Raw genomic sequence first — 23,944 nt, forward strand, 5'->3', positions numbered from 1 at the left:
GGGACAAACCGTCCGTGATCGAACCAATCACTCTTGGTCCTTGGCTTGCTTGCCCTTCAGGTCGAGCTTGCCGGCGAGCTTCTCGCGAATGAGGTCGCCGACCGTTCCCGGTGCGGCCTTGTCCTCTTCCGGAGCTGCTGCGGTTGTGCCGCCCTTTTGCTTGCGCGGACGTTCGGCCGGTTGCGGCTTCTCCACGCCGACGTTCTTCATCGTCGCAAAGAGACGTCGCTCCACCGTGTCGATCGAGGAGATCTCCACGCGGATGACATCGCCCACCTTGAGCTTCGTGCCTTCGGCTTCGACGATGTCCGCCGTGTTCACCAGCGCTTCGACGCCTTCGCGCAGGCGCACGAAGATGCCGTAGTCGACGATGCTGATGATCGCGGCTTCTTCGATCACGCGGCCCGGAGCGAACTCGCTGAGGATCGTCGGCCAGGGATCATCCCAGAGCTGCTTGATGCCAAGCGAAACCTTCTTCTCGTCGTGGTTGATCGAGAGAATGATCGCTTCGACGTCGTCCCCCTTGTGATAGAGGTCGCTCGGGTTGTTGACACGCGCCGTCCACGAGAGGTCGCTCTTGTGCACCATGCCGTCGACGCCCTCTTCGATCCCGACGAAGACGCCGTAGTCCGTGAGTGATCGGACCTTGCCCGCGATCTTGTCGCCGGGGTGGTACTTGTCCGTGAAGAGCATCCACGGATCGGGCTCGAGTTGCTTCAGGCCGAGGCTGATGCGCTTGGCACGAGCGTCGACTTCGAGCACCTGGCATTCGATGTCTTGATTGACGTCGAGCAGCTTCGACGGATGCTTGACCTTCTTGGTCCAGCTCATCTCGCTCACGTGAATGAGGCCTTCGACGCCCGGTTCGAGCTCGACGAACGCGCCGTAGTCCGTGATCGACATGACCTTGCCGCGGACCTTCTTACCAGCCGGATAAGCTTCCTCGGCGTGGTTCCACGGGTCTTCTTGGGTTTGTTTGAGGCCCAAGGAAACTCGTTCGGTCTCGGGGTTGTACTTGAGCACCTTGACGGTGACTTCGTCGCCGACGTTGAAGACTTCGTTGGGGTGATTGACGCGACCCCAGCTCATGTCGGTGATGTGGAGCAGGCCATCGATGCCGCCGAGATCGACGAAGGCGCCGTACTCGGTGATGTTCTTGATCGTGCCCTTGACGGTCATGCCCTCGGTGAGGGTTTCGAGCGTCTTTTGCTTCATCTCGTCGCGCTCGCGTTCGAGCAGCACGCGACGGGACAGCACGATGTTTCCGCGCTTCTTGTTGAACTTGATGACCTTGAACTTGTAGGTTTGTCCGATCAGTTTGTCCAAGTTTCGGATCGGGCGCAGGTCCACCTGGGAGCCAGGGAGGAAGGCCTTGACGCCGCCGCGAATCGTGACGGACAAACCGCCCTTGACGCGCTGACTGATCGTGCCCTCGATGAGTTCGTCCGCTTCACAAGCGTTCGAGATCTCATCCCAAACCTTCATCTTGTCGGCCTTCTCTTTGGACAAGGTGACGAGGCCGTCGTCGTTCTCGCGGCTCTCGATGTAGACATCTACCTTGTCACCGGCCTTGACCGTGATTTGGCCCGTGGCATCCGCGAACTCTCGGAGCGGGATCACACCCTCGCTCTTACCGCCGATGTCGACCACCACCGAGTCACGACCGACCTGTACGACCGTCCCCGCGATGATCTCGCCTTCGCGCGCGAAATCAGATTCGACACGCTGTTCGAAAAGCGCAGCGAAGCTCTCTCCGATGTCTGATCCTACCGTCTCCACGTTCGCGTTACTTCCCATGTGGTCTGTTAAAACCTTCCTTCCCTTGGATTTCCCTGTGCAAGCCATCGCTTCCGCGTATGCGTGCAGCTCACATCGAGCCGACCTCGGGCACACGTCGGGCATAGACCCGGCACCGGGAGAGCGGTCCCTCTAGTCCGTGGCCCGAGTGTTGTCAACGCTGTCGATAGCGCCGCTTCCAAGGCTTCTTGCGGCTCCTCGGCATGGATCATTGACGATCCATTCGCGACGGATCATGGCGAGGAAGCGGGAAGCGTCGGCTGGGGAGCGTCGTTTCCACGCAATTGCGCGGCCAAAAGCGCAGCTCCACGATCAAGCCCTTCGTATGGCCAGGGCGCTCGAATCACGACCTGCGCCCCTTCACGGGCCACCACGGCTTGCCTGAGCGCCTCTTTTTCGCCCGTTCGATCGGGCACGAGCAATGTGAGCAGCCGAAGATTCGACAGCAGCGCCGTAGCTCCTTGCTCGATCGCCGCCGAATCGGCGCCTTCGTTCGGCTCGAGGCGCAGCACGATTTCCGGGGAACTTCCGAGAATGAACGATCCTGTTCCGCGACGAACCCCACTGAACGCTCCTGCTCGAGGGACGAGCTTCCCAGCGGTCGAAAGCGTTTCCCAAGCGGGTTTTGCAACGACGAACGTGACCGCTCCTTTGGCGGGCAAACCCAGCTTCGCTCCTTCATCCGTCGCAGGCAGCGCATTCTCTACGATCGCTTTGTCGGTCCCGACGATGATCGTTCCATCGTCTGCTTGACCCACTGCTACGCGAGGTCCAACGAGGACTTCGCCATCGAGGTGAAAGCCTGCCCAACCTTCTTCTCGAGCCACGTCTGCAAGGCCTGCGACAAACTTTCCACGCGCGATTTGTCCGCCGAAAAGTGCGACGAAGCTCGTGCCATCCATCGTTGCGACGAGGATTTCTCGCACATCCAAAGGCAGCCGTACCCCCGTACGTTCGTGAAGACGTTCGACCAACGGCACCTTGTTCAATGCCGGTCCTTGCGGTTTGTCTTCGATTAGGAGCGGCAGGAAGTGATTTCGTACGGGACCAAAAAGAACGATGTCGGCCGCTTCGATGCGCACGACGACGTTGCTGCCCGCCGGCACGTGCGCAAGCGCCGTTGGTTTGTAACGAAAAACCAAGAACCACAGCGCCAATGCGGCCACTGCTCCCGCGAACGCGACTGCAAAAGCGGCCACGAAAAGAACGCGCGAGCGCGAAGGTCGCGGCGGCGGATCGGCTGGTGGCGGCTGATCAGCAGGCGGCGGATCGGCAGCCGGAGCCGGATGGGGATCGCGTTCGGTGGGAGGAACCGGTTCTACGGGGTCGACCAGCGTGTCGGCCATCGAAACGCAGCGTATGCAATCGCCGCGTCGAGTGCACGCGCATCTATTTGGAACGCTTCAGCGGCAGCGCCAAAACCAACGCAGGCGCGGACGACCCTTCGCCACCATCACTGCCCGAGCCGCCGCCGCGGCGCTTCTTGTAGTTCCTCGAAAGACGCATCTTCGATTCCTCCGTCAGGCGCATCAATCCCAAACCCCCCTTGGCACGATCGATGCGACGCTCGAGCACCATATCGGCAAGCAGCCGCTTGGGATCCTCGGCGCTCGAGACCAAGTGAAACTGCCTGGTCGCGACGTCATCACGCTCGGATGCCATGGGATCCGAGACGTCGACGGTCACTTCGTCTCCCGTCATCGCGAAGTCGAGCTTCAACGCCCCAGGAAAAAGGACGGAATGCTCTAGCAAATGGGTCGTCAGCTCGATGATTTGCACATTGACCTTCGAGCTGATTTGTCGCGACACCCCCATCAACTGAAGGAAGTCGAAAAACAAATTTCCCAGCAGTCCGGCAAGATCTTCATCGGTGCCACGTAGTGGAGTGATCGAGAGTGAAACACGGATGCATCTCTGCGCCGCGTTCGGTTCCGTGCTGCGCAGGACATTCATGTTCGCGACGGATGCTACTTTGCAAACGTCGAGCAAAGCAATGTTCGCGCGTTAGCTCTCCACCACGACGCGCAGCATCTCCAGCGGTACGAGCCACGTCACGCGCACCGCTTGCTCGAGGCGTTCGACACGCATGCCATCGAAAAGCGCTGCATACCGACTGCCTTGTCCACCTTCGCGCAGCGCCGTCAAAAACCCTTCCAGCTTCGAGCCGGCTGCATCGGATGCCGCTACCACTTCCACGTCCGCTCGTAGGCCTTCGTCGACCATCGTCACGCTCGCGCGCGCACGCTTCACGCCGCGCACGATCGCACCAATCGATGGAAATTTTCGCTCGAGCCCCACAGGCAATCGCCTGCCTCGCAGGTCCGCACTGAGGAGGCCTTCCGCCGGTGGATCGCGCCGCCCCGGATCCGCTCCTCGCAAGAGCACTCGCTCGACACCATCCACTTCGACACCGGAGACGAACACCATCGTTCGACCTCCAAGCAAATGAATTCGAGCCGTTGCATCGCGCGCGAGTGGCCCGCGTCGTTCGAAGGTCTTGATCGCATCGGAGAGCGGCGGATCCAGCACCTCGAACAAGCTCGGATCCGGACGCAGGTCTTCGACGTCTCCCTCGATGACCATCACCCGATCACCCGTTTCGATGTCCGCGATGCGCGTACCGATCCACGCAACACGTGCACGCTGTATCGCGCGGCTTGCGAGCTCGTCGCGTGCGTCCATTTCCGAGCCCACGCGCGCCGACAAACCATCCGCCACGGGTCCCAGCGATGCTCGCATGCGTGCCAGATCCACGCGCACGACGACATCGAGGTCGGCTGGAAAGAGCTCGATCGCGTCGAACCGCTGCTTTTTGCTCGGCGCTCGTGGGGAATTGGCCGCGCTTGTGCTCGATCCACACGCGACGTTCGCCAGCGCGAGCCCCAAGACGCCAAGAAGCGCGCGCCGACCAAGTTGTCGCGTCACTTCTTCATCGAGCTCACACGCGCTGCCGCGCTTCGACGACACGAGCCATCTCCTCGACGACGTCCTTCACGTCGCGATTGCTCGAATCTACCACGATGGCGTCGTCGGCTTGCTTGAGCGGTGCGACAGCACGTTCCGTATCTGCTTTGTCTCGGCTCTCGACGTCCGCGAGCGTCGATTCGTACGACTCGGCCTTGCCTCGAGCGACGAGCTCTTCATACCGGCGCTTGGCGCGAATTTCTGCAGATGCGGTCAGGAAAAACTTTGCCTCTGCGTCGGGGAAAACGACCGTACCGATGTCGCGTCCTTCGAGCACCACGCCGCCTTCGGTGCCTTCACGACGTTGCATGTCGAGCAGCGCAGCTCGCACCGCTGGAATCGACGAAACTCGGCTCGCGCCCACGCTCACGTCGGGAGCACGAATCGCCGACGAAACGTCGTCCCCGTCGAGGCGAATGCGCATTCCGACGCTCTCGGCGCGTTCGATGACCAAACGATGGCGCGCCACGAGATCCTCGGCGAGCGATCCCATGCGTGGAGCATCCTCCCACGGGATCGACGCGCGTTGCGCTGCGAGCGCTACCGTTCGGTAAAGCGCGCCCGTATCGAGCAGCAGATAGCCAAGACGTTCGGCGAGCGCGCGCGCCACCGTGCTTTTACCGGCGCCGGCCGGACCATCGATCGCCACGCGTATTTTACGGCGCCCATCGCCACTCACGTTGCACCTCTCGCTTGCTCCACGTCCACGCGCGCACCCAACGCCCGTAGCGTACCCACGAACCGCGGAAAACTCGTTGCGATGTTGTCTGCTTCTCGCACGCGCGAGGGCCCATCCGCGCACAAGCCGAGCACCGCCGAAGCCATTGCAATGCGGTGGTCGCCCTCGCTCGACACGTCTGCCGCGCGCAAAGGTTTGTCCGGGCAGCCTTCGATCACGAGCCCATCGGGTCGCTCTTCGCAGACGACGCCGAAAGCTCGGAGCACGCGCGCCATCGTCGCGATGCGGTCGCTCTCTTTCACACGCAGCTCGGATGCATCTTCGATCGTCGTGATGCCTTTCGCGCGTGCAGCCAGCGCGCACAGAATGGGCACTTCGTCGATCGCCCGCGCCACCAGTTCGCCTCCGAGCCGTCCGCCCGAAAGGTTGGAGCCCCAAGCATGCACGTCCGCAACCGGCTCACCCATTTCTTCGCCACGAGGTTCGAAGGCGAGCGATGCACCCATGTCGCGCAACACTTCGTAGAGACCCGTGCGAGTCGGGTTTGTCCCGACACGTCGTACGGTGACCTGACTATTCGGGATAAGGAGCGCCGCTGCGAGAAGAAACGCGGCCGATGAAGGATCGCCTGGAACCGTGATGGAGAACGCAGGCAGTTTGCCCGAGAACGATGGACCATCGAGCTCGATCATCGGGCCGATCGTTTGAATGGGGACCCCGAGCGCGATGAGAAGTCGCTCGGTGTGATCTCGCGAAACATGAGGCTCGCGCACGTACGTCGGGCCATCCGCCCACAGACCCGAAAGCAGGATCGCGCTTTTCACTTGAGCGCTCGCGACGGGCATTTCGTATTCCAGAGCGGCCAAGACCGCCGGCTTGGGCAGCGGTCCAATCTGGAGCGGCGCCGTGATTTCTCCGACGCGCTTGGTATCGATTCGACCTTCGATCCTACCGCCTCGTTGACGCAGCGGACGCGCGACGCGCTCCATCGGCCTTCGCGTCAGCGATTCGTCGCCAACGAGCGTCGAGGCAAACCTTTGAGCGACGAGCACGCCGGACAAAAGGCGCATCGTCGTGCCCGAATTGCCGCAGTCGATGGGGCCTGTCGGCGCGCGTAGCCCATCGAGCCCCACGCCGGAGATGACGAGCGTATCCGGGGCACCGCTCGGTTTTTCCACGGCGACGCCCATCGCTTCGAGCGCGGCGAGCGTCGAGAGATTGTCGGCACCGAGAGCGCCGCCTTTGACTTCGCTTCGCCCGCTCGCCAAGCCGGCAAGCAAAATGGAGCGATGCGCGATGCTCTTGTCACCAGGTACGGGCACGCTGCCCGCAAGCGGACGTTCGTAAGGGAAGACAACGAGATCTGTCACGCAAATCGCTCTAGCAGAATGCGTTGGTTCATGCCCACGCGCCTCGTGCGTTCGGATCGGGGCGGACGTCTGCAAGCACGGCGCGAGCTCGCTTCGAGTCCTCGATGATTTGTGCTCGGAGCATATCGATTCCGGTGAAACGTTTTTCCGGACGAAGGTGTTGCACGAGATGCACGCGCAGTCGTCGTCCGTAGAGATTTCCTTCGAAGTCGAACAGATGCACTTCGAGCCGTGGCTGCGTCGCAGACGAATCCACCGTTGGACGAAGCCCAAGGTTCGCAACGCCTCGTCCGAGCATCCGCCACGCATTCCCCCTCTCCACGTCAGTGGAGAGGGGGCCAGGGGGTGAGGCATTTTCCCCCTCTCCACTTGTGGAGAGGGGGCCAGGGGGTGAGGCCACGTCCACGACGACCGCCATCACTCCGAACGGCGGCAAGGCTTCACGGATGTCGACGATGTTGGCGGTGGGAAAACCGATCGTGCGGCCGCGTTTGTCGCCGTGTACGACCGTGCCGGACAGCGAATGCCAGCGTCCGAGGATGCGACACGCCTCTTCCAAATGGCCCTGGGCGATCTCGTTTCGCACGCGCGACGACGACCAGGATCCCGCGTCGTCACCGACGAGCGCGTGCGAACGCGTTTCGAATCCGAGCTCGTTGCCAAGTCTCGAAAGCTCGTCGAAGTCGCCTGCGCGATTGGCTCCGAAGCGAAAATTTTTCCCCACCATCACCACGCGTGTCCCAAGTGGAACGATCACGCGTTCGGCGAATTCGCGCGGCGTTTGCGCGGCGAACGTGCGATCGAACGATACGACCACCACGCGACCTCCCGACATCGCGCGCTGGCAAAGTTGCTTCTTGCGTTCGAGTGAAGTGAGCAGTGGTGGTGCTTTGCGACCGAGCACTTCGGCTGGATGTGGATCGAACGTGAGCACGATGGGCTCGAGCCCGCGCGCACGAGCGATGTCGGCAGCTTCGGCGAGCACGGCGCGATGTCCACGATGGACTCCGTCGAAGTTGCCAATCGCGACGAGGCTGCCTGGTTTTTCTCGTGCGTCCAAGAAACGATCCACAGCGCGTACCTAATCAACACGGCCGTCGAGCGCAAAGCTCAAGGCTTCCGAACTGCACTTCGAATCGATTGATCCTTGACGGTCTAGGTTCTGACTGGTACTTCCGCGCCGCCGTTCATACCCCGGCAAGGGAGGCTGCTCCGGTGTTCAAGAGGGTGAGCATCTTTTCGGGGAACGCGAGTTCCGCACTTACGCAAGAGATCTGCCAGGTGCTGGAACAGCCCTTTGGCAAGTGTCGTGTGTCCCGCTTTTCCGATGGCGAGACGTTTTGCGTGATCCAGGAAAATGTCCGCGGCGTGGATACCTACGTCGTTCAGTCGACGTGTTCGCCGGTGAATGACAGCGTCATGGAGCTGCTCATCATGGTGGATGCGCTCCGACGTGCGTCGGCAGGATCCATCACCGCCGTGATTCCGTATTACGGGTACGCTCGGCAAGATCGCAAGGTCGCGCCGCGTACGCCGATCACGGCCAAGCTCGTCGCTGACCTGCTGCAAGCAGCCGGCGTCGACCGCGTGGTCGCGATCGACCTGCATGCAGGTCAGATCCAAGGGTTTTTCAACATTCCCTTCGATCACTTGTTCGCCATGCCCGCGCTGCTCGAGCAGCACCTACGCGAACACTACGGGCACGACGTCGTCATCGTTTCGCCTGACGCTGGTGGCGTCGAACGTGCTCGGGCGTTTTCCAAACGCCTCGGTGGCACGCTCGCCATCATCGACAAACGTCGCGAACGCGCAAACGAAAGCGAAGTGATGAACATCATCGGTGAGGTCGAGGGGCGCAAATGCTTGCTGCTCGACGACATCATCGATACTGCCGGCACGCTCGTAAACGCGGCCAACGCGCTTGCGAAGGCCGGCGCCAAGAGCGTGGCGGCTTGCGCGACGCACCCCGTTCTGTCCGGACCGGCGGTGTCGCGCATCAAAGAATCACCGCTGACCGAGGTGATCGTTTCCAATTCCATCCCGCTGTCCGAGGAAGCCCGGGCGTCGGGGAAGTTCAAGGTCATCAGCGTGGCTCGTCTACTCGCCGAGGCGATCCGCAGAATTCACCACTCGGACTCGGTGAGCTCGCTATTCGTCTAACCCAATAACCTTCGCGGCTGCACACGTGAAAAGCCGCCCAAATGCAGCGCTCGCACGGAAGAGTGCCCCACTTCCTCCAAACTCTGCTATAGCGCCGCGTCTCGGATTTCGGAGAGTCGTCCCATGATGGAAATCATCAAGCTCAGCGCCACCCCTCGTCCCGACAGCGGAAAAAGCCCGTCGAACCGGCTCCGCCGCACCGGACAGATCCCCGCGGTTTGTTACGGCAAAGGCCTTGCCGCTTTCACCGTCGCCGTTGCTCCCAAAGAACTGCTCCAGGTGCTCAAGTCACCGCACGGGAAAAACTCCGTGATCGAGCTGTCCGTCAACGATTCGCAGAGCTACACCGTCATGGTGCGCGACTTCGACTATCACCCGATCTCGCGCGATCTGCTCCACGCAGATTTCTTGCAGGTCAAACTGGATCAACCGGTCGACGTCGAAGTGCCCGTGCGCTGCACCGGCAAAGCGAAGGGCACGGTTACGGGTGGCATCTTGCAGCAGATCTTCCGCAACCTGCCGATCCGCTGCTTGCCTGAAAAGATTCCCGTCATCGTCGACATCGACGTCACCGAGCTCGATCTCGGCGACACCATCAAGGCGGGTCAGATCCAATTGCCCGAAGGCGTGAAGGTGCGTTTGCCCGAGGAGCAAACGGTCATCGTCATCGCCGTTCCCGAGAAGGCCGAAGAAGCTGCCGCGGGTGCTCCTGGCGCTCCGGCTGCCGCGGGTGCTGCTCCGGCTGCTGCGGCCAAGGGTGCTGCACCGGCTGCTGGCAAGGCTGCGGCACCTGCTGCTGCCGCCAAGGCTGCCCCGGCTGCGAAGCCTGCCGCAAAGAAGTAGTTCGACCTCGAATGAACAGCGGGCCCGGCTCGCTGTTCGCCCACCGCTATTTCCCGCATGTTTCTCGTCGTCGGCCTCGGCAATCCAGGCAAAGCCTACGCTTCGCACAGGCACAACGTCGGCTTCATGGTCGTCGAAGACCTTGCCTCACGCGTTCGTGCCGACAGCTTCCGTGAAAAGTTTTCCGGTCTCGTCGCTCGCGCCACGCTCGGCGACGAACAAGCCATGCTGCTCGAGCCCCAGACGTACATGAACCAGTCGGGGCGCAGCGTGCAACCTGCGCTCGCGTTTCACAAGATCGCTCCGACAAACCTCATCGTCGTCCACGACGAGCTCGACCTGCCGTTTGGCCAGGTTCGGTTGAAGGTCGGTGGCGGACATGCTGGACACAACGGCCTGCGATCGATCGTCGCTCACGTAGGTACGGGAGACTTCATTCGGCTGCGGGTTGGCATTGGTAGGCCGCCTCCAGGTTTTCAAGGCGAAGTGGCCGATTACGTCTTGTCATCGTTCGACGCGGTCGAACGTGCGAACTTGCCAGACATCTTGAAGCTTGCGGCGGAAACTGTGCTAGAAGTCGCCGCTCGCGGCGTAGCTGCCGCGATGAACGTTCGTAATGCCCGGCCAAAAACCGGGAAAAAACAAGCGAAAGATCAAGGTGAAGGGGCAGCGGCCTCCGAGCCTGTAGCGTCGCCGGGACAAACCATCTCGGTGACGGGCGAGAGCAAGAAGCCTTGATGGGAACTTCGAGCTCGCGCTTCTTTCGCGAACGCAGTGCGGTCGGTCCTGAAAAACACCCGCGCTGCGTGTCCTCGCTCCGAGGCAATCGCTTTCGGGGCCATCGTCCAAGGGGATCCGTATGAGCCGACTGGTTACGGCGCCGAATCGCGCCAGAGAATACGAAACGATCTACATCATGAAGCCGGACATCGATGCCGACACAGCAGACCGTGTCGGAACGCGTTTGTCCGAGGTCATCGGTCGTGAGAACGGCCGCTTGACGAAGGTTGAAACCTGGGGTCGCCGCCGCTTGTCGTACGACATCCGCAAGCACCGTCGCGGCGTGTACGTCTACCTGAAGTACCTCGGCACCGGACGCGTCGTGTCCGAGGTCGAGCGCAACCTGCGCCTGCTCGACGGCGTCATCAAGTACCAAACCGTTCTCGTTCGTAACGACGTCGAAGTCGCGACGATGGAGATTGCGGCCGATGACGTGAAGTTCGAGCGTGTCGAGCTGCCGCCGCTCGAAGAAGAGCGCGACGAATCGCGTGAGCGTCAGCTTGGCCTCATCGAGCCCGAGCGCCGTCAGGAGCGCACGTCCGAAGCGCCGCTGTCCGGTGAGCTCGACGATCTCGATGCGGACGCAGACATGGGTGGCGACGAGGACGAGGGAGCGTGACGATGACTTCGCGAATGGACTCCGGCAGCAACCGCAACATCGAAATGGATGATCGCGATTTCGCGCGAACTCCTGATCTCAACGCCGACGCCCCTGGTCGTCGTCGCACGGGCCGCAAGCGGGTTTGTCGTTACTGCGCCGATAAGGCGCTCGTGATCGACTACAAAGATCCGCAGGCGCTCAAGTACTTCATCTCGGAGCGAGGCAAGGTCGTTCCGCGTCGCATCAGTGGCAACTGCGCTTTGCATCAGCGCAAAGTCACGCTTGCCATCAAGCGCGCGCGCAACATCGCGCTGCTCCCGTTCACCGTCACGGCATAAGGAGAGGGACGTCATGGCCAACTACATCCGCGTCGTCCTCACCGAGGAAATTCCCAACGTCGGCAAGAGCGGCGAGCTCGTTCGCGTTCGTCCCGGCTACGCTCGCAACTTTCTCATCCCCCGTGGACTCGCAGTGGGCGCCACGGCAGAGAACGTTGCGCGTATCGAGCACGAGAAGCGAGTCGCCGAGCTTCGCGCCGCAAAGACCAAGAAGGCCGCCGAAGAGCTCTCGCAGAAGCTCACCGGCGTCAAGATCACCATCCACAAGCCGGTTGGTGAAGGCGATCGATTGTACGGCTCCGTAACGTCGCGCGACGTCGAAGAGGCTCTCGCAGCACAGGGCTTCAACGTCGATCGCCGTCGCATTGGCGTCGAAACGATCAAGGCGCTCGGCACCTACCAAGTGCCGATTCGCCTCGCCACCAGCGTGACCGCGAACGTCGAAGTCACGGTCGCCGCCAAGGCCTGATTACGCACATCGTTAGCTGCGCATCGCGCGGTCTTCGAGAGAGGACCGCGCGATTGCGTTTCCACGCGCGATGATCCCTTCCAGTTCCGAAAGCGTCGCCCACAGGCGTGGATGCACGTCGAGCATCACGGACAAACACCCCGCGACAAACGCATCCCCGGCGCCGACCGCGGTCGGCACATCGAGCTTGACGACGCTTACTTCCACCTCGCCCCGCGGACTCCAAGCGCGCGTAGGTCCTGCACCGCTCGTCACGATCAAAATCGCATCCGGCTTCAACCTGTCTCGCAGTGAGACGGGATCATTCATTCCGAGCACGTTCAGATCATCGGCGCTCACCTTCACCATGTCTGCTACTTCGAGCAATTCGTAATGGTTTGTCTTGGCCACCGCGTCACCGCGCCATAGTCGCGGGCGCAGATTCGCGTCGACCGTCACCACGCTTCCCGCTTTTCGTGCGCGCTGCGCTGCGCGCGTGAGCGCATGAATCGCCGTGCGATTCGGTAGCAAGCTCGAAAAATGCACGATGCGGGCTTCGAACGATCCATGAAGCGCTTGCCGAAACGCTTGGGCTTCCTCTTCCGCAGCTCGATACCCGACGGCAACTGGCGGAGCGCTCGACAACACCACGAGCCCCGTGCGTGCTGACATCTTCTGCATGTGACGCACGTCGACGCCCTCGCGTAACAGCCGCTCGATGAGTGCCAATCCAAGGGGATCATCGCCCACGACCCCAACGACGCCTGCGCGCACTCCAAGTTTCACGAGATGTCGCGCTACGTTCGTCGCGCTTCCTCCCGGTTCGAACCGCACATGGTTTGCTTCCGAAAGAGCTGTTCCTTCGGGCACATGTAGATCCCACAGCGTTTCGCCTACGCAGATGATCTCGCTCTGTGCGTCTCGTCCGCTCATGCTCGCTTCGAGCTCCATCGTTCGAGGTGGTACGTGCGGCAATTGCCTGATATCTTGTCCGGCCAATCCCGGCGCCTCGAAGGTTTTTGCCTTCGGGGCGTCTCCCATTTGGAGCCCTGCCTTGTGGAAAAGTTCGGGATGACTTGGGGTGATCCGGTGAAGAAGTGAACATGCAGACGCAAGGGCGCCGAGGTCGAAACTCTCAGCAGAACGAGCCCGTTCCGGTCGCAGGCCGAGTTCCGCCGCATGACCTCGATGCCGAAGCTGCCGTGCTCGCAGCCGTCCTCCTCGAACGCGACGCGCTCGATCGCGTCCTCGAGCTGCTCAAGCCCGAGCATTTCTACAGCGACGCGAACCGGCGCATTTTCGAGGCGGCCGTGCAGCTCGCCACCGAAGGCACGCCGGTCGACATCACGACGGTTGCTTCGTGGCTCCGCAGTCGCGAGTGGATCAACCACATCGGCGGGCCGAGTTATCTCGCGCAGCTCGTCGATGCGACGCCTGCCGTTGCGCACGTGGGTGCTCACGCGAAGGTCGTTCATGAGAAGTGGCGTCTTCGTCAGCTCATCGGGGCATGTCAGCGCATCGCCGCCGAAGGATATGGCGACGTCGGCACGGTGCAGGAGTTCATCGATGGTGCCGAGCAGGCGGTTTATCACCTCGCACGCACCGCTGAATCGACGAGTGTTCAGCCGATTGCGCAAGTTCTGAAGACCGTTTTCGAGCAGATCACGGCGGCTGCCGAGCGCGGCGATCGTATCACGGGCGTGTCCACGGGCTTCGAGCGGCTCGATTCGAAGACGGCGGGCTTGCACGACGGTGACCTCACGATCGTCGCAGCGCGTCCGGGCATGGGCAAAACATCGTTCGTGCTCAACATGGCGGTGAACGTCGCATCGCCGCGCACGGTACGTGCTGCGGGTCCGAATGAAGACGGTCACGGATACGAGCATCAAGAGCCGGGGTTTGGCGTCTGCGTCTTCTCGCTCGAAATGCCGCGCGAGCAACTTGCGAGTCGTATGGTGTGCAGTGAAGGGCGTGTGGATGTCGGCAAGTTGCGCCAAGGGTTTCTCCAGCCAGACGATTGGCGCCGCCTGACCGAAGCTGCGTCCTACTTGTCGACGCTTCCCATTTGGGTCGATGACACGCCGGCCATCAGCCTTCTCGAAGTGCGTGCAAAGACGCGGCGGATCCAGGCCGAATACAACCGACCCACTGCGCCGGGACAACCCGAGCGTCGCGTGGGGCTCATCATCATCGACTACCTGCAGCTCATGAAGGGGCGCGATGGTGCGCAAAGCCGCGAGCAAGAGATCAGCGAGATTTCTCGCGGTTTGAAGCAGCTTGCCAAAGAGCTGCGCGTCCCGGTCATTGCGTTGTCGCAGCTCAACCGTGCAGTCGAGACGCGCAATACCAAGGACAAGCGTCCTCAGCTCAGCGACTTGCGCGAGTCCGGTGCCATCGAGCAGGACGCGGACGTGATCATGTTCATCTACCGCGACGAGTACTACAACCCGCAGGAGACCGATAAGAAAGGCATTGCCGAGATCATCATCGCCAAGCAGCGAAACGGTCCTACTGGCAAAGTCCTCGTACGGTTCGCGTCGTCGTATACGCGGTTCGACAACCTTGCCCCTGGGGATTACCCCGAGATGGCCGACGACGAATAAACTCCCAAGGGATCGACCTCTCGCGCGTCGGAAGGGCCATGCCGATGGACATCGTCTCCGCCGCTGGCGGTTTTGCAGTGGCCGCGTCTCTTGCAGTCGTCCTGGGCGCGTGCACCGAGCCTTTGCAGAACGGGGGCGTCGTCGTTTTCGGTGGAGCAAGCGCGCGCTTCGATGCGATGTGTCGATTCCGTCGAGGCACCGATGGGCAGCAGGGCTCGTGTGTGCCGGCTGGCGCGGACGTTCAGCGCGCAACCGCTCTTCGCATCGCCAGCGAATCGCAGCTCGTGAAAGGTCCTCGGGCGGAAGGAGCCGTGGGCGATGTGCTTCTCACCAATGGCGAGATCGCGATCGTCTTTGGTGGTCCATCGAGTACCAGACCGGGGGCGATCCTCGATGTCGTCGATGCGCATGTTGGTCAAGACGAACTAGGAGCGCTCTCGGCTTGCATTGCCGATGGTGCCGATTGTCTTCCGCTTGCTGCGCCGGAGTTTGGTCAGGAGCGTGATGGTTCGGCGTGGGTCGAGGTTCGTGTTGCTGCGCAAAAGTCCTTCGATGCGCGAACTCGATACACGCTCGTTCCCGGAGCGCGTTCGCTGCTCGTGACCACGCTCGTGTCGTCGCCGAGCGCCGAGCCAGTGAGTTTGTCTCGTATAGGCGATGTCGTTTCCTGGGGTTCGTCGCAGGTGACCGTTCCGTCAGGTGAAACGCCGCCGTTCGTCGCGGCTGTTGGTGCGGATGTGGCGTACGCGATCATGCCCGTGGACGATCGTTCGGGCGTTGCGATCGATGCGCTCGAAGGAGCCATGTTCGTTCGACATGCGCGTGACGTTGCGGTGAGTGCGGGACGTCCGGTGCGTCGTGATCGAGCGCTCGTCGTGGCGCCTCGCGGGGACACATTGGGTGTGCTGACCGAGGTCGCGCTCATGCGAGATGGGCAGGCGCCGGGAGCTGTCGACGTGAGGTTTGTCGGGGTGGATGGTGCGGCGATACCGCCGCCCGTTGGTGGTCGAGTGCGTGTGAATGCGCCGAGCTTCCCCATCGAAGGGTTTTTGGCGATTGGTTCGGCTCCGGAAGGTTTGTCGGTGGCCGCTGAGGCACCCGCGGGAAAGTACGATCTCGCATTCGATGGAGCGGGGCGTCGTGCGGTCGAGGCGGTTCCCGTCGAGGTTCGTCCGGGCGAAATTACGCAGGTGACGATGGTGCTCGAGGCGAGCCAAGCTGTCGTGGCACCGGTTCCTTGATACGGCGCGGTTGGACGGTCGCGCTCGGCTTACGAGAAACAATGGCGAATGATGCTGCGAGAGGGTAATGCTGAGGAATCATGAACCCGCCTGGATTGCCTACGCGTCCCACTGCACTTACGCACGACCCGATCCTCGACGCGATCGATCGAGCACCGCGCGTACCTCGCCTCACGGCGGAGCAGCGCGCGGAGCTCGAGCAAGATGTTGCAGACATTGCTGCGGGTCGCGTGAAGTTGGTGCCGAATGACGATGTCGCTCGCTGACGTGCGTTTTCGCGTGTCGTGAGTACAGTCGACGACTGTCGCCTCTCGTGCATACCCGCGTTCTCCCCCTCGTGCCCGCCTCCCTCGCCCGCGCAGTCGCGCTCCTTCGAGCGGGCTCCGTCGTCGCGTTTCCCACCGAAACCGTCTACGGCCTTGGTGCCCGCGCGGATGACCCCGCCGCCGTTCGCCGCATCTTCGAAGCGAAAGGACGTCCCGCGACAAACCCGCTCATCGTGCACGTTGCTGACGCGACCTCCGCACGCGAGCTCGCCGACGGCTTCCCATCCGCAGCCGAACGCCTCGCGGCCGCCTTTTGGCCCGGCCCGCTCACCCTCGTCCTGAAGCGACGCGCAGGTGTCGTTGCGGATGACGTCGTCGCAGGTGGCGACACCGTCGCCGTGCGAGTGCCCGCATCCGCGGCAGCCCGCGTGCTGCTCGAAGCGTGTCGTCTTCCACTTGCAGCACCCAGCGCCAACCGATCGACCACGCTCTCCCCAACGACGGCCGAGCACGTCGTCAAGTCGCTCGACGGCCGCATTCCTCTCGTCCTCGATGCAGGACCTTGCGCTCGCGGCATCGAATCCACCATCGTCGACGTCACGCGTTCGCCCGCTGTCTTGCTTCGCCCGGGCGCCATTTCCATCGAAGCGCTGCGATCCTGTGTCGACATCGTCGATCCCGGCACGATCGTCGTTTCGCTCGACAAACCCGCGCCCGCACCCGGCACGTCCTCGCGTCACTACGCGCCTCGCGCCAAGTTGATCCTCGTTGCTCCAGCGGCTTTGCCCGACGAGCTCTCCCGTCGTCGCTCGTCCGGTTTGTCCGTGGGCGCCATTTCGTTCATGCCCGAACATTTTGCCCTGCCGGCTGTCGAGATTTTGCCCGACGATCCGGATGGTTTTGCCGCTGGCCTTTACGCCACGCTCCATCGCCTCGACGACGCCGGTTGCAGCGAAATTCTCATGACTGAACCGCCCCAGACGCCCGCATGGCTCGCCGTCCGTGATCGCCTGCTCCGAGCTACTCGTTCCGAGTGACGAGATTGCTTGGCTGTGCCAAGATCGGCTCGTTCACATTCGCATGCGTTCTTCGACCGTTTCCACATCGATCCTGTTTGCAGCCGCGTGCGCCGCGTTCGTCTTCCTGTCTGCACGTCCATCGACGGCAACCCTGCTCGAGCAACCCCCGAAGCTCTACACCTTCCGTCTCGACGACCCGTCCGTCCCGCGCCTCGATTTGTTGCGGTCTTTCCTCAACGCCGAAATCGAGCGGCCGGGGCCATTTCGCCGTTATGTCTCCGGACGGTTTGGCAAATGGAACGATGAACCTTGGATGACGCTCGATTGGCATCCCACGCGAAATTCATCCGAAGCCACGTCGACGGAAAATCAAAGCACGACGGAAGAAACCTGGGATGTTCGCTACTCGTTCGACGGTGAACCGTCGTTCGGGCCCTTTTCGAGCGGTCGTTCGGAAAGTCTGCGCATCGTCCCCGAGGTTCCGCTTGCATGGGCTGCGATCGAGACGAGCGACCCCGCGCCGTTTCTCGCGTCCACCGGAACCACTTTGAGGTCCAACGGTTACGACTCGCTTTGGGCGCCGCGCACCAAGCCCGTCGTGGATTGGCGTTGTCGTCGCCGTCCCGTGCGATTCGTTCGCGGAAGCGGCGAACAGGACGTGTTTCACCTCGTGCGTTGCGACGGATCGGTCGCCCCCGAGGCGCTCGACCGACTCTCCATCATCATGCGCCCGGCGCAAGTTGCGCGTCCCGAGGGCCTTCTGCCCGACGAACCCGATCCCGAAGCAGCGGCTCGCGGTGAATGGATTGCCGATGTTCGCCTTGCGCATCCGCGCCTCTTGTGGGCCCTTCAGCGCATCGCAGACGCGTTTCCCTGGCGCGCCGTGTACGTGTACAGCGGTTATCGCCCCGGAGCGCTCGTTGCGGGCACCAGCCATCACAGCCTCCACGCCGCCGCTCGAGCCGTCGACATTCAAGTGCATGGCATACCCAACACCAAGGTTTTCGAGCTTTGCCGTACCCTCGATGACGTTGGTTGTGGCTTCTACCCCAACAGCAAGTTCGTTCACGTCGACGTGCGTCGTCCCGGAACGGGTCATGCCGTTTGGATCGATGCATCTGGGCCTGGCGAACCTCCGCGTTACGTCGATGCGTGGCCTGGAGTGCTTGCGAAGGGCGGTTTTATCTGGGGGCCCAAACGCGCTTCACGACAAGCCGAGGATGGCGATCCGCTGTCTTGCGTTTCGGGCGGCGTGAGCTTGCCATCGTGTGACACCGCGCCAGCGGCGCCTTGATTCGAGCTTGTCCCAAAAATCCACTAACATCTGAGGGTGCCACTTCTCCGTCCTTCTTGGCGTTGGTTTGTCCTACCGCTCGCTTTGGGCGCATTCGTCCCGATCGCCTGCGATGACCGCGGTCTCATCGAAATCGTCGTTCCTCCGGGCGGATTCGACAACGACGGAGGATTTCCCGATGCGGGAGCTTCGGATGCTGCGTCGGACGGCGATGCCAATGATTGGGACGCCGGCGATGCCGGATTGTCCCCGGTTCTCGTGGGCGTCACGCCAAACCCTCGTGGAGACGGCAAGCCTGCGATTGGCGATGTCATCGACGCGCGCCTCACCGCGCTTGCTGCTGGTTCACGAGGTATCGTCGTCCGCCGAGCTCCAGCGGAAATGCTTTCGGATGCGGCATTGTCACAGCTCGAGACCGAAGCGGGTACGTACGGGAAAAACGGAGTCGCTGTAACGTTCGTATTCGCCGTCGTCGACGGAATGGCTCGGGGCCTCGAACCGGCACTCATGGGCTTATCGTGGAATGATTCGGCTGTATTCAAGGCAATGTATGGTCGCATCGATCAGGTGCTCGCGCGTCTTGGTGGTGCGGCTCCGTATTTCCTCATTGGGCGTGATGTCGACGTATTTCTCGCGGCTCATCCGGAAGAGCGGCCAGCATTCGAGGTTTTCGTCCTCGAGCTCATTTCGTATGTCCGAGCGCACCCGCTTGCTCCGTCCAATTTGCGCGTGGGCGTTGGGTTTTCGTTTTCGGGCGTGAGTGTGCCCGATTCATCATTTTCCGTGCTGCTCGAAGCGAGTGATGTGGCGGCTTGTTCGTATCTACCGGGCCTGGGAACTGATGCGGCGGGTTTGGCGAGTAATGTCGCGACGGATGCGGACGTCCTCGTCGAACGGGCAATGGGCAAGCCCATCGTCATCGAGGCGCTCGGGTATCCGTCGTCTGCTGCCGTGGGCGGTTCGGAGGCGAAGCAGGCGCTGTTTCTCGAAACTTTCTTTACGGCGCTCGGGCCGCGGCGGCCCTATTTCGCATTTGTCAATGTCGAGGGACTCCATGATCTTGCTTCCGAGCGTTGTGCGCAGCGTGCGGCGCTCGAGGGACAAGCTGCGGACGGCCCGTGGGCGGCTTACGCGTGTTCGCTCGGGCTTTTTACTGCGGACAGCCAGCCCAAGCCGGTGTGGCAAGTCTTCTTAAATGGGGCCGCGACATTCGCCTCACCTTGATCTGTGTTGTAAGCTCAGGAGGAGTCGTTGAGCGCCCGGTGATAGCACCAGGGCAGAGGAGCGGGTGATGGGCGACGCGAATAGTTTGGTTGGCAAGATCGCGGCGATGCAGGACTACGCCCTGTACCGCGACCTCTCGTGGGAAGGCAGCTTCGAGGATTACTTGGGGGTCGTGCGCAAGCAGCCTCAGGTGACGCGCAACGCGTTTCAGCGCGCGTATGACATGATCATTCGCTACGGCACCGAAGAGTACACCGACAACAAGAAGAAGTTGATTCGGTACAACTTCTTCAAAGACGAGTTTTACGCCGCGCAAGACGCCATCTACGGGCTCGATATTCCGCTCATGCGTCTCGTGCACGTGCTCAAGGCTGCCGCGGAAGGGTACGGTCCGGAAAAACGCGTCATTCTGCTCCACGGGCCGGTGGGTTCGTCGAAATCGACCATCGCGCGGCTCATCAAAAAAGGCATCGAGCACTACTCGACCACATCCGATGGCGCTCTCTACACATTCGATTGGGTGAACCTCGATGATGTCGGCATGGCCGGCGGTGAAGGTTCGCGTTTCCGCTGCCCGATGCACGAAGAACCGTTGCGCCTCATTCCGCCTTCGTGGCGTCAGCGCGCAATCCGCGACCTCGAATTGTCGAACCCCACGTTCCAAGTGCGCATCGACGGCGAGCTCGATCCTGCGTGCCGCTTCATTTTCAACCGGCTCATGGAGCGATATGGCGGCGACTGGAGCAAGGTCATGCAGCACGTGCGCGTGCGGCGTCTCGTGCTCAGCGAGAAAGACCGCGTCGGCATCGGTACGTTCCAGCCCAAGGACGAGAAGAACCAGGACTCGACCGAGCTCACGGGCGACATCAACTACCGCAAGATTGCCGAGTACGGATCGGACTCGGATCCGCGTGCGTTCAACTTCGATGGTGAATTCAACATTGCGAATCGAGGCATCGTCGAGTTCATCGAGGTGCTCAAGCTCGACGTCGCGTTCCTCTACGACCTTCTGGGTGCGTCGCAGGAGCACAAGATCAAGCCGAAGAAGTTTGCGCAGACCGACATTGACGAGGTCATCATCGGTCACACGAACGAGGCTGAATACAAGAAGCTTTTGAACAACGAGTTCATGGAGGCGCTTCGGGATCGAACGATCAAGATCGACATCCCGTACATCACGAAGGTCTCCGAAGAGATTCGCATCTACGAGAAGGACTTCAACAAGGACAAGATTCGCGGCAAACACATCGCTCCGCACACGCTCGAAGTGGCTGCGATGTGGGCTGTTCTGACGCGTCTCGACGACCCGAAGAAGCACAATTTGTCGATTGTGCAGAAAATGAAGCTTTACGACGGCAAGGTTCTTCCTGGTTATACGCAGGACACTGTCAAGGAGCTTCGCAAGGAAGCGCATCGCGAGGGTATGGACGGCATCAGTCCTCGCTACGTGCAGGACAAGATTTCCAACGCGCTCGTCAATGACGTTGGTGAAGGCACGATCAATCCGTTCATGGTGCTTTCCGAGCTCGAGAAGGGGTTGCGTCACCATTCGCTCATTACCAATGACGATCAGCGCAAGCGATTCGGGGAGTGCATTGGCATGGTCAAGCGCGAATACGATGAAATCGTGAAGAACGAGGTGCAGCGAGCGATCAGCGCGGACGAAGACGCCATTCAGAAGCTCGCGGCCAACTACATCGATTCGATCAAGGCCTACACGTTGAAGGAGAAGGTCAAGGATCGGTTCACGCGCGAGGATGTGGAGCCGGACGAGAGGCTCATGCGCAGCATCGAGGAGAAGATCGAGATTCCCGAAAACCGCAAAGACGATTTCCGTCGTGAAATCATGAATTACATCGGTGCGCTTGCGGTGGATGGGAAGCGATTCGAGTGGCACACGAACGACAGATTGCGTCGGGCGCTCGAGCTGAAGTTGTTCGAGGATCAGAAGGATGCGATCAAGCTGCAGACGCTCGTTTCCAGTGTCATCGACAAGGAGACGCAGGAGAAGATCGACATCATCAAGACGCGCATGATCAAGTACTTTGGGTACAACGAGGTATCTGCGCGGGACGTGCTCGATTACGTGGCGAGCATTTACGCTCGCGGCGACGCGAAATAGCAGTGCCCGGGCTCAGCCCGACGTTTTCCGGCACTCGCGGGACCCCAAACTCGCCCGCTTCGCGGGCTCAGACAGTGGGTCCCCCCCGCAAGCGCCGGAACATTCGGGCTGAGCCCTCAATTCGCAATAAGTGACGAGCTTTTAATTCAACCCCCATCAAACACGCCGCGTCAAATTCCTGAGTGCGCACGCAATTTCGCAATTCCCGCAAAACCATTTTCGCGCACGATTTTTCATTTAAAAGGTTTTTCACCGCTCGGTCTTGCGATATATCTCCGATCATGCGTCGCATAGGCGCCCTCGTAGCATGGTCCTTCTGCCTGTTTGCCCTCGGGTGCGGTAGCTACCTCGGGAGTGCGCAACGTGCCTACCAGGAGGGAAGGTATCTCGAAGCTGCAGAAAACCTCGGCGATCACGAAGCCGAGGTGCCTCGGCTTCCGCCTGCGAAACAAGCCAATTACGGGTTGTATCGAGGTTTGTCCCTCATGAGGCTCGGCGATCACGATGCCGCCAGCCAGTGGCTCGACTTTGCGGCCAACGTCGAGCAAAAACGACCTGGATCACTCCTCCCTGCGCAACGCCGCGAGCTCGAGGATGCTCGCGACAAACTCGCCAAAACCGTCGAAACCGAATCGGCGACAGGCCCGCTCGCGTTGCCGACTCGTCCCGTGAGCGACGAGCAGCCCTGAGAAGTCGTCTGCAATCCACCTGAACGGATCGCAAGTACAGTCAAAGCAATGGAACGGCTTTTGCCCTGCGATCGTTCGGACGCAGTGCGTAATGGGCGCATCGCGTCGAAATCGTGTAATGAGCGCTTTGGGCTCTCCGGCATATCATTGGTATGCCGAATGGCCCGTGAAGCGTGTTCGAGAGGTTTACGGGCCAAACCCTACGATTGATTGTCCAATTTCGCACGCAATCTGGCTACGCTTTGTTCGAGCGACGTGACCATGCGCCGCAAATCCCGCACTTCGTCCTGCGTCGCCAATCCAAACGACTTTGCCACGGCCTCTTTTTGTTCGGCAGTAAAGGTTTGCACGCGCCCCGGCATGCTCATCGCCAGCATCACGAGCTTCATGAACCGCTCGTCTTGCATCAGCTTTGCCACTTGAGGATTCGTGGCGAGCTTCATTCCTTCGGACATGATGCGTTCTTTGATGGACATACGCGCGAGCCTAGCAGCATGACGAATCACCGTCATCCATGCTTTTGCCTCCGAAGGTCGGTCCCACCGCCGCCACACCAGGGGCGCTAAGGGCTTCCAAGAATTCGCGGCTCGTGTACCCTGTGGCGTCGCGCGACTCCTACTCACTTGCTCGAGGACCGTTCCATGCTTCGAACTCCGCTGCTTGCTCGTTTCGTCCTTCCGGCGATCACGGCAACGATGTTCTTCGCTTCCGCCGCGTTCGCTCGGCCCGCTGACGATGCCAAAGAGGGGGATTCCACTGCTGACGAGACGTCCAGTGAAAAAGGCAAAGACGCGGCCGAACCCGAAAACAGCATTTGGAACACCACGGAAGACCCCACCAAGGCGTATCGCTACATCGGCGCACGTTATCGTCACGTCATCGTTCCGCAGTTCGTGCTCAATCTCTTCGCCGCTGGCGGAGCATTGTCTCATGTGCCCATCGCAGGCCTCGAATTCGGCACTCGACGCGATCACATTGAATTGGTGTTTTCACTCTCGTATGCGGACTACGCCACCGGCGACTTGATGTTCAAAGGCAAGGACGAGCCCGACATTGGTTACGAAAAAGTGAACAGCGATCTGGGCGTCATCTTCGGCAAGGCCGAGATCCTCTACGAAATTCCGCTGGACAAGAAGAGTCGCTTTGCCCTGCTCATCGGCGGCGGCGTCGGAATCGGCGGCGTCATTGGTGATCTTTATCGATCGCAGGCTTATCCGCTAGAGCCAGGCGCCGATCCAGCCGACCCTTCGCAGTGGGGGCGCTGCTCGTCCTCCGGGGTTCCCGATGTGGCCTATTGCTCGAATGACAACGAGCATTTCGGCAATTATGCGGAACCAAGCTGGATTGGTGGCGGAGCGAAGCCGATCGTGTTTCCGTGGATTGCTTTGCCGCAGGTGAGTTTTCGATACAAGCCTCTCAGGTTTCTTCAAGCCCGCGTCGACGCGGGACTCGCTTTGAGCTCTGGTTTCTACTTCGGCGGAAGCATTGACTACATTCTCTGACGCT

Annotated in this window: 24 protein-coding genes; 15 read left to right on the forward strand and 9 right to left on the reverse strand. The window is 61.2% G+C overall.

The features are described 5' to 3' along the window. Positions 1–27: 27 nt before the first annotated feature. The 7 genes from IPM54_05020 to IPM54_05050 all read right to left on the reverse strand — a co-directional run bounded on the left by IPM54_05020 (position 28) and on the right by IPM54_05050 (position 7,882). Positions 28–1,797 (reverse strand): 30S ribosomal protein S1, encoded by a 1,770-nt coding sequence (locus IPM54_05020; GenBank protein ID MBK9259178.1) that lies wholly within the window; start codon positions 1,795–1,797, stop codon positions 28–30. Between the two features lie 233 nt (positions 1,798–2,030). Next, the gene (locus tag IPM54_05025) at positions 2,031–3,143 is read right to left on the reverse strand and encodes a hypothetical protein (GenBank protein MBK9259179.1); all 1,113 of its coding nucleotides are present in this window, start codon (positions 3,141–3,143) and stop codon (positions 2,031–2,033) included. Between the two features lie 43 nt (positions 3,144–3,186). Beyond that, complete coding sequence (locus IPM54_05030) at positions 3,187–3,750, reverse strand: hypothetical protein (GenBank protein ID MBK9259180.1); 564 nt, start codon at positions 3,748–3,750, stop codon at positions 3,187–3,189. Positions 3,751–3,801: 51 nt separating this feature from the next. Continuing rightward, positions 3,802–4,764, reverse strand: coding sequence for a hypothetical protein (locus IPM54_05035; GenBank protein ID MBK9259181.1), 963 nt, complete (start codon positions 4,762–4,764; stop codon positions 3,802–3,804). After that, positions 4,736–5,416: a (d)CMP kinase gene (locus IPM54_05040; GenBank protein ID MBK9259182.1), complete on the reverse strand. Its 681-nt coding sequence runs from the start codon at positions 5,414–5,416 to the stop codon at positions 4,736–4,738. Before IPM54_05040 ends, IPM54_05035 begins: the two co-directional genes overlap by 29 nt. A gap of 20 nt (positions 5,417–5,436) precedes the next feature. Next, a complete protein-coding gene (aroA, locus tag IPM54_05045) occupies positions 5,437–6,810 on the reverse strand; it encodes a 3-phosphoshikimate 1-carboxyvinyltransferase (protein ID MBK9259183.1) in 1,374 nt (457 codons plus the stop codon). A 28-nt stretch (positions 6,811–6,838) separates the two neighbouring features. Next, the gene (locus IPM54_05050) at positions 6,839–7,882 is read right to left on the reverse strand and encodes a bifunctional riboflavin kinase/FMN adenylyltransferase (GenBank protein MBK9259184.1); all 1,044 of its coding nucleotides are present in this window, start codon (positions 7,880–7,882) and stop codon (positions 6,839–6,841) included. 143 nt (positions 7,883–8,025) lie between these two features. On the opposite strand from IPM54_05050, the gene IPM54_05055 reads away from it, so the two are divergent. From IPM54_05055 to IPM54_05080, 6 genes are all read left to right on the forward strand, one after another. After that, on the forward strand, positions 8,026–8,970 hold the full coding sequence (locus tag IPM54_05055) for a ribose-phosphate pyrophosphokinase (protein MBK9259185.1): 945 nt from the start codon (positions 8,026–8,028) through the stop codon (positions 8,968–8,970). 126 nt (positions 8,971–9,096) lie between these two features. Continuing rightward, complete coding sequence (locus IPM54_05060; GenBank protein ID MBK9259186.1) at positions 9,097–9,813, forward strand: 50S ribosomal protein L25/general stress protein Ctc; 717 nt, start codon at positions 9,097–9,099, stop codon at positions 9,811–9,813. A 57-nt stretch (positions 9,814–9,870) separates the two neighbouring features. Further along, positions 9,871–10,551: an aminoacyl-tRNA hydrolase gene (locus IPM54_05065; GenBank protein ID MBK9259187.1), complete on the forward strand. Its 681-nt coding sequence runs from the start codon at positions 9,871–9,873 to the stop codon at positions 10,549–10,551. A gap of 121 nt (positions 10,552–10,672) precedes the next feature. Continuing rightward, complete coding sequence (gene rpsF / locus IPM54_05070; GenBank protein MBK9259188.1) at positions 10,673–11,212, forward strand: 30S ribosomal protein S6; 540 nt, start codon at positions 10,673–10,675, stop codon at positions 11,210–11,212. A gap of 2 nt (positions 11,213–11,214) precedes the next feature. Beyond that, positions 11,215–11,532 carry a 30S ribosomal protein S18 gene (locus tag IPM54_05075; protein MBK9259189.1) on the forward strand — a complete coding sequence of 106 codons (318 nt, stop codon included), beginning with the start codon at positions 11,215–11,217 and terminating at the stop codon, positions 11,530–11,532. A 25-nt stretch (positions 11,533–11,557) separates the two neighbouring features. Beyond that, positions 11,558–12,001, forward strand: a complete 444-nt coding sequence (locus tag IPM54_05080) for a 50S ribosomal protein L9 (protein ID MBK9259190.1) — start codon at positions 11,558–11,560, stop codon at positions 11,999–12,001. Between the two features lie 12 nt (positions 12,002–12,013). Here IPM54_05080 and IPM54_05085 read toward each other — a convergent pair whose 3' ends face one another. Further along, positions 12,014–13,021 carry a hypothetical protein gene (locus IPM54_05085; protein ID MBK9259191.1) on the reverse strand — a complete coding sequence of 336 codons (1,008 nt, stop codon included), beginning with the start codon at positions 13,019–13,021 and terminating at the stop codon, positions 12,014–12,016. A 62-nt stretch (positions 13,022–13,083) separates the two neighbouring features. Between IPM54_05085 and dnaB the strand changes: the two genes are divergently transcribed. The 8 genes from dnaB (at position 13,084) to IPM54_05125 (ending at position 22,438) form a co-directional block, all read left to right on the forward strand. Further along, entirely contained in the window at positions 13,084–14,583 is a 1,500-nt protein-coding gene (dnaB, locus tag IPM54_05090; GenBank protein ID MBK9259192.1) for a replicative DNA helicase, read from the forward strand. A 44-nt stretch (positions 14,584–14,627) separates the two neighbouring features. Then, entirely contained in the window at positions 14,628–15,824 is a 1,197-nt protein-coding gene (locus tag IPM54_05095) for a hypothetical protein (GenBank protein ID MBK9259193.1), read from the forward strand. A gap of 80 nt (positions 15,825–15,904) precedes the next feature. Next, positions 15,905–16,090 carry an addiction module protein gene (locus IPM54_05100; protein ID MBK9259194.1) on the forward strand — a complete coding sequence of 62 codons (186 nt, stop codon included), beginning with the start codon at positions 15,905–15,907 and terminating at the stop codon, positions 16,088–16,090. Positions 16,091–16,137: 47 nt separating this feature from the next. Continuing rightward, complete coding sequence (locus IPM54_05105) at positions 16,138–17,127, forward strand: threonylcarbamoyl-AMP synthase (protein MBK9259195.1); 990 nt, start codon at positions 16,138–16,140, stop codon at positions 17,125–17,127. Between the two features lie 43 nt (positions 17,128–17,170). Then, on the forward strand, positions 17,171–18,403 hold the full coding sequence (locus tag IPM54_05110) for a DUF882 domain-containing protein (protein ID MBK9259196.1): 1,233 nt from the start codon (positions 17,171–17,173) through the stop codon (positions 18,401–18,403). A 36-nt stretch (positions 18,404–18,439) separates the two neighbouring features. Continuing rightward, the gene (locus IPM54_05115) at positions 18,440–19,627 is read left to right on the forward strand and encodes a hypothetical protein (protein MBK9259197.1); all 1,188 of its coding nucleotides are present in this window, start codon (positions 18,440–18,442) and stop codon (positions 19,625–19,627) included. 67 nt (positions 19,628–19,694) lie between these two features. Next, a complete protein-coding gene (locus IPM54_05120) occupies positions 19,695–21,749 on the forward strand; it encodes a serine protein kinase (protein MBK9259198.1) in 2,055 nt (684 codons plus the stop codon). 281 nt (positions 21,750–22,030) lie between these two features. Beyond that, complete coding sequence (locus IPM54_05125; GenBank protein ID MBK9259199.1) at positions 22,031–22,438, forward strand: hypothetical protein; 408 nt, start codon at positions 22,031–22,033, stop codon at positions 22,436–22,438. Positions 22,439–22,638: 200 nt separating this feature from the next. On the opposite strand, the gene IPM54_05130 is transcribed toward IPM54_05125, so the two are convergent. Beyond that, complete coding sequence (locus tag IPM54_05130) at positions 22,639–22,914, reverse strand: hypothetical protein (GenBank protein MBK9259200.1); 276 nt, start codon at positions 22,912–22,914, stop codon at positions 22,639–22,641. A 165-nt stretch (positions 22,915–23,079) separates the two neighbouring features. Between IPM54_05130 and IPM54_05135 the strand changes: the two genes are divergently transcribed. Further along, positions 23,080–23,940 carry a hypothetical protein gene (locus IPM54_05135; protein MBK9259201.1) on the forward strand — a complete coding sequence of 287 codons (861 nt, stop codon included), beginning with the start codon at positions 23,080–23,082 and terminating at the stop codon, positions 23,938–23,940. Positions 23,941–23,944 lie beyond the last annotated feature (4 nt).

It is taken from the genome of Polyangiaceae bacterium, from assembly GCA_016715885.1.
GTDB lineage: Bacteria > Myxococcota_A > Polyangia > Polyangiales > Polyangiaceae > Polyangium.

Bases quoted from the DNA above. Each gene is read 5' to 3' on its own strand.
- IPM54_05020 (MBK9259178.1), bottom strand. From the start codon at position 1,797: ATGGGAAGTAACGCGAACGTGGAGACGGTAGGATCAGACATCGGAGAG.
- IPM54_05025 (MBK9259179.1), bottom strand. From the start codon at position 3,143: ATGGCCGACACGCTGGTCGACCCCGTAGAACCGGTTCCTCCCACCGAA.
- IPM54_05030 (MBK9259180.1), bottom strand. From the start codon at position 3,750: ATGAATGTCCTGCGCAGCACGGAACCGAACGCGGCGCAGAGATGCATC.
- IPM54_05060 (MBK9259186.1), top strand. From the start codon at position 9,097: ATGGAAATCATCAAGCTCAGCGCCACCCCTCGTCCCGACAGCGGAAAA.
- IPM54_05065 (MBK9259187.1), top strand. From the start codon at position 9,871: ATGTTTCTCGTCGTCGGCCTCGGCAATCCAGGCAAAGCCTACGCTTCG.
- rpsF (MBK9259188.1), top strand. From the start codon at position 10,673: ATGAGCCGACTGGTTACGGCGCCGAATCGCGCCAGAGAATACGAAACG.
- IPM54_05075 (MBK9259189.1), top strand. From the start codon at position 11,215: ATGACTTCGCGAATGGACTCCGGCAGCAACCGCAACATCGAAATGGAT.
- IPM54_05085 (MBK9259191.1), bottom strand. From the start codon at position 13,021: ATGGGAGACGCCCCGAAGGCAAAAACCTTCGAGGCGCCGGGATTGGCC.
- dnaB (MBK9259192.1), top strand. From the start codon at position 13,084: ATGCAGACGCAAGGGCGCCGAGGTCGAAACTCTCAGCAGAACGAGCCC.
- IPM54_05095 (MBK9259193.1), top strand. From the start codon at position 14,628: ATGGACATCGTCTCCGCCGCTGGCGGTTTTGCAGTGGCCGCGTCTCTT.
- IPM54_05100 (MBK9259194.1), top strand. From the start codon at position 15,905: ATGAACCCGCCTGGATTGCCTACGCGTCCCACTGCACTTACGCACGAC.
- IPM54_05110 (MBK9259196.1), top strand. From the start codon at position 17,171: ATGCGTTCTTCGACCGTTTCCACATCGATCCTGTTTGCAGCCGCGTGC.
- IPM54_05120 (MBK9259198.1), top strand. From the start codon at position 19,695: ATGGGCGACGCGAATAGTTTGGTTGGCAAGATCGCGGCGATGCAGGAC.
- IPM54_05125 (MBK9259199.1), top strand. From the start codon at position 22,031: ATGCGTCGCATAGGCGCCCTCGTAGCATGGTCCTTCTGCCTGTTTGCC.
- IPM54_05130 (MBK9259200.1), bottom strand. From the start codon at position 22,914: ATGTCCATCAAAGAACGCATCATGTCCGAAGGAATGAAGCTCGCCACG.
- IPM54_05135 (MBK9259201.1), top strand. From the start codon at position 23,080: ATGCTTCGAACTCCGCTGCTTGCTCGTTTCGTCCTTCCGGCGATCACG.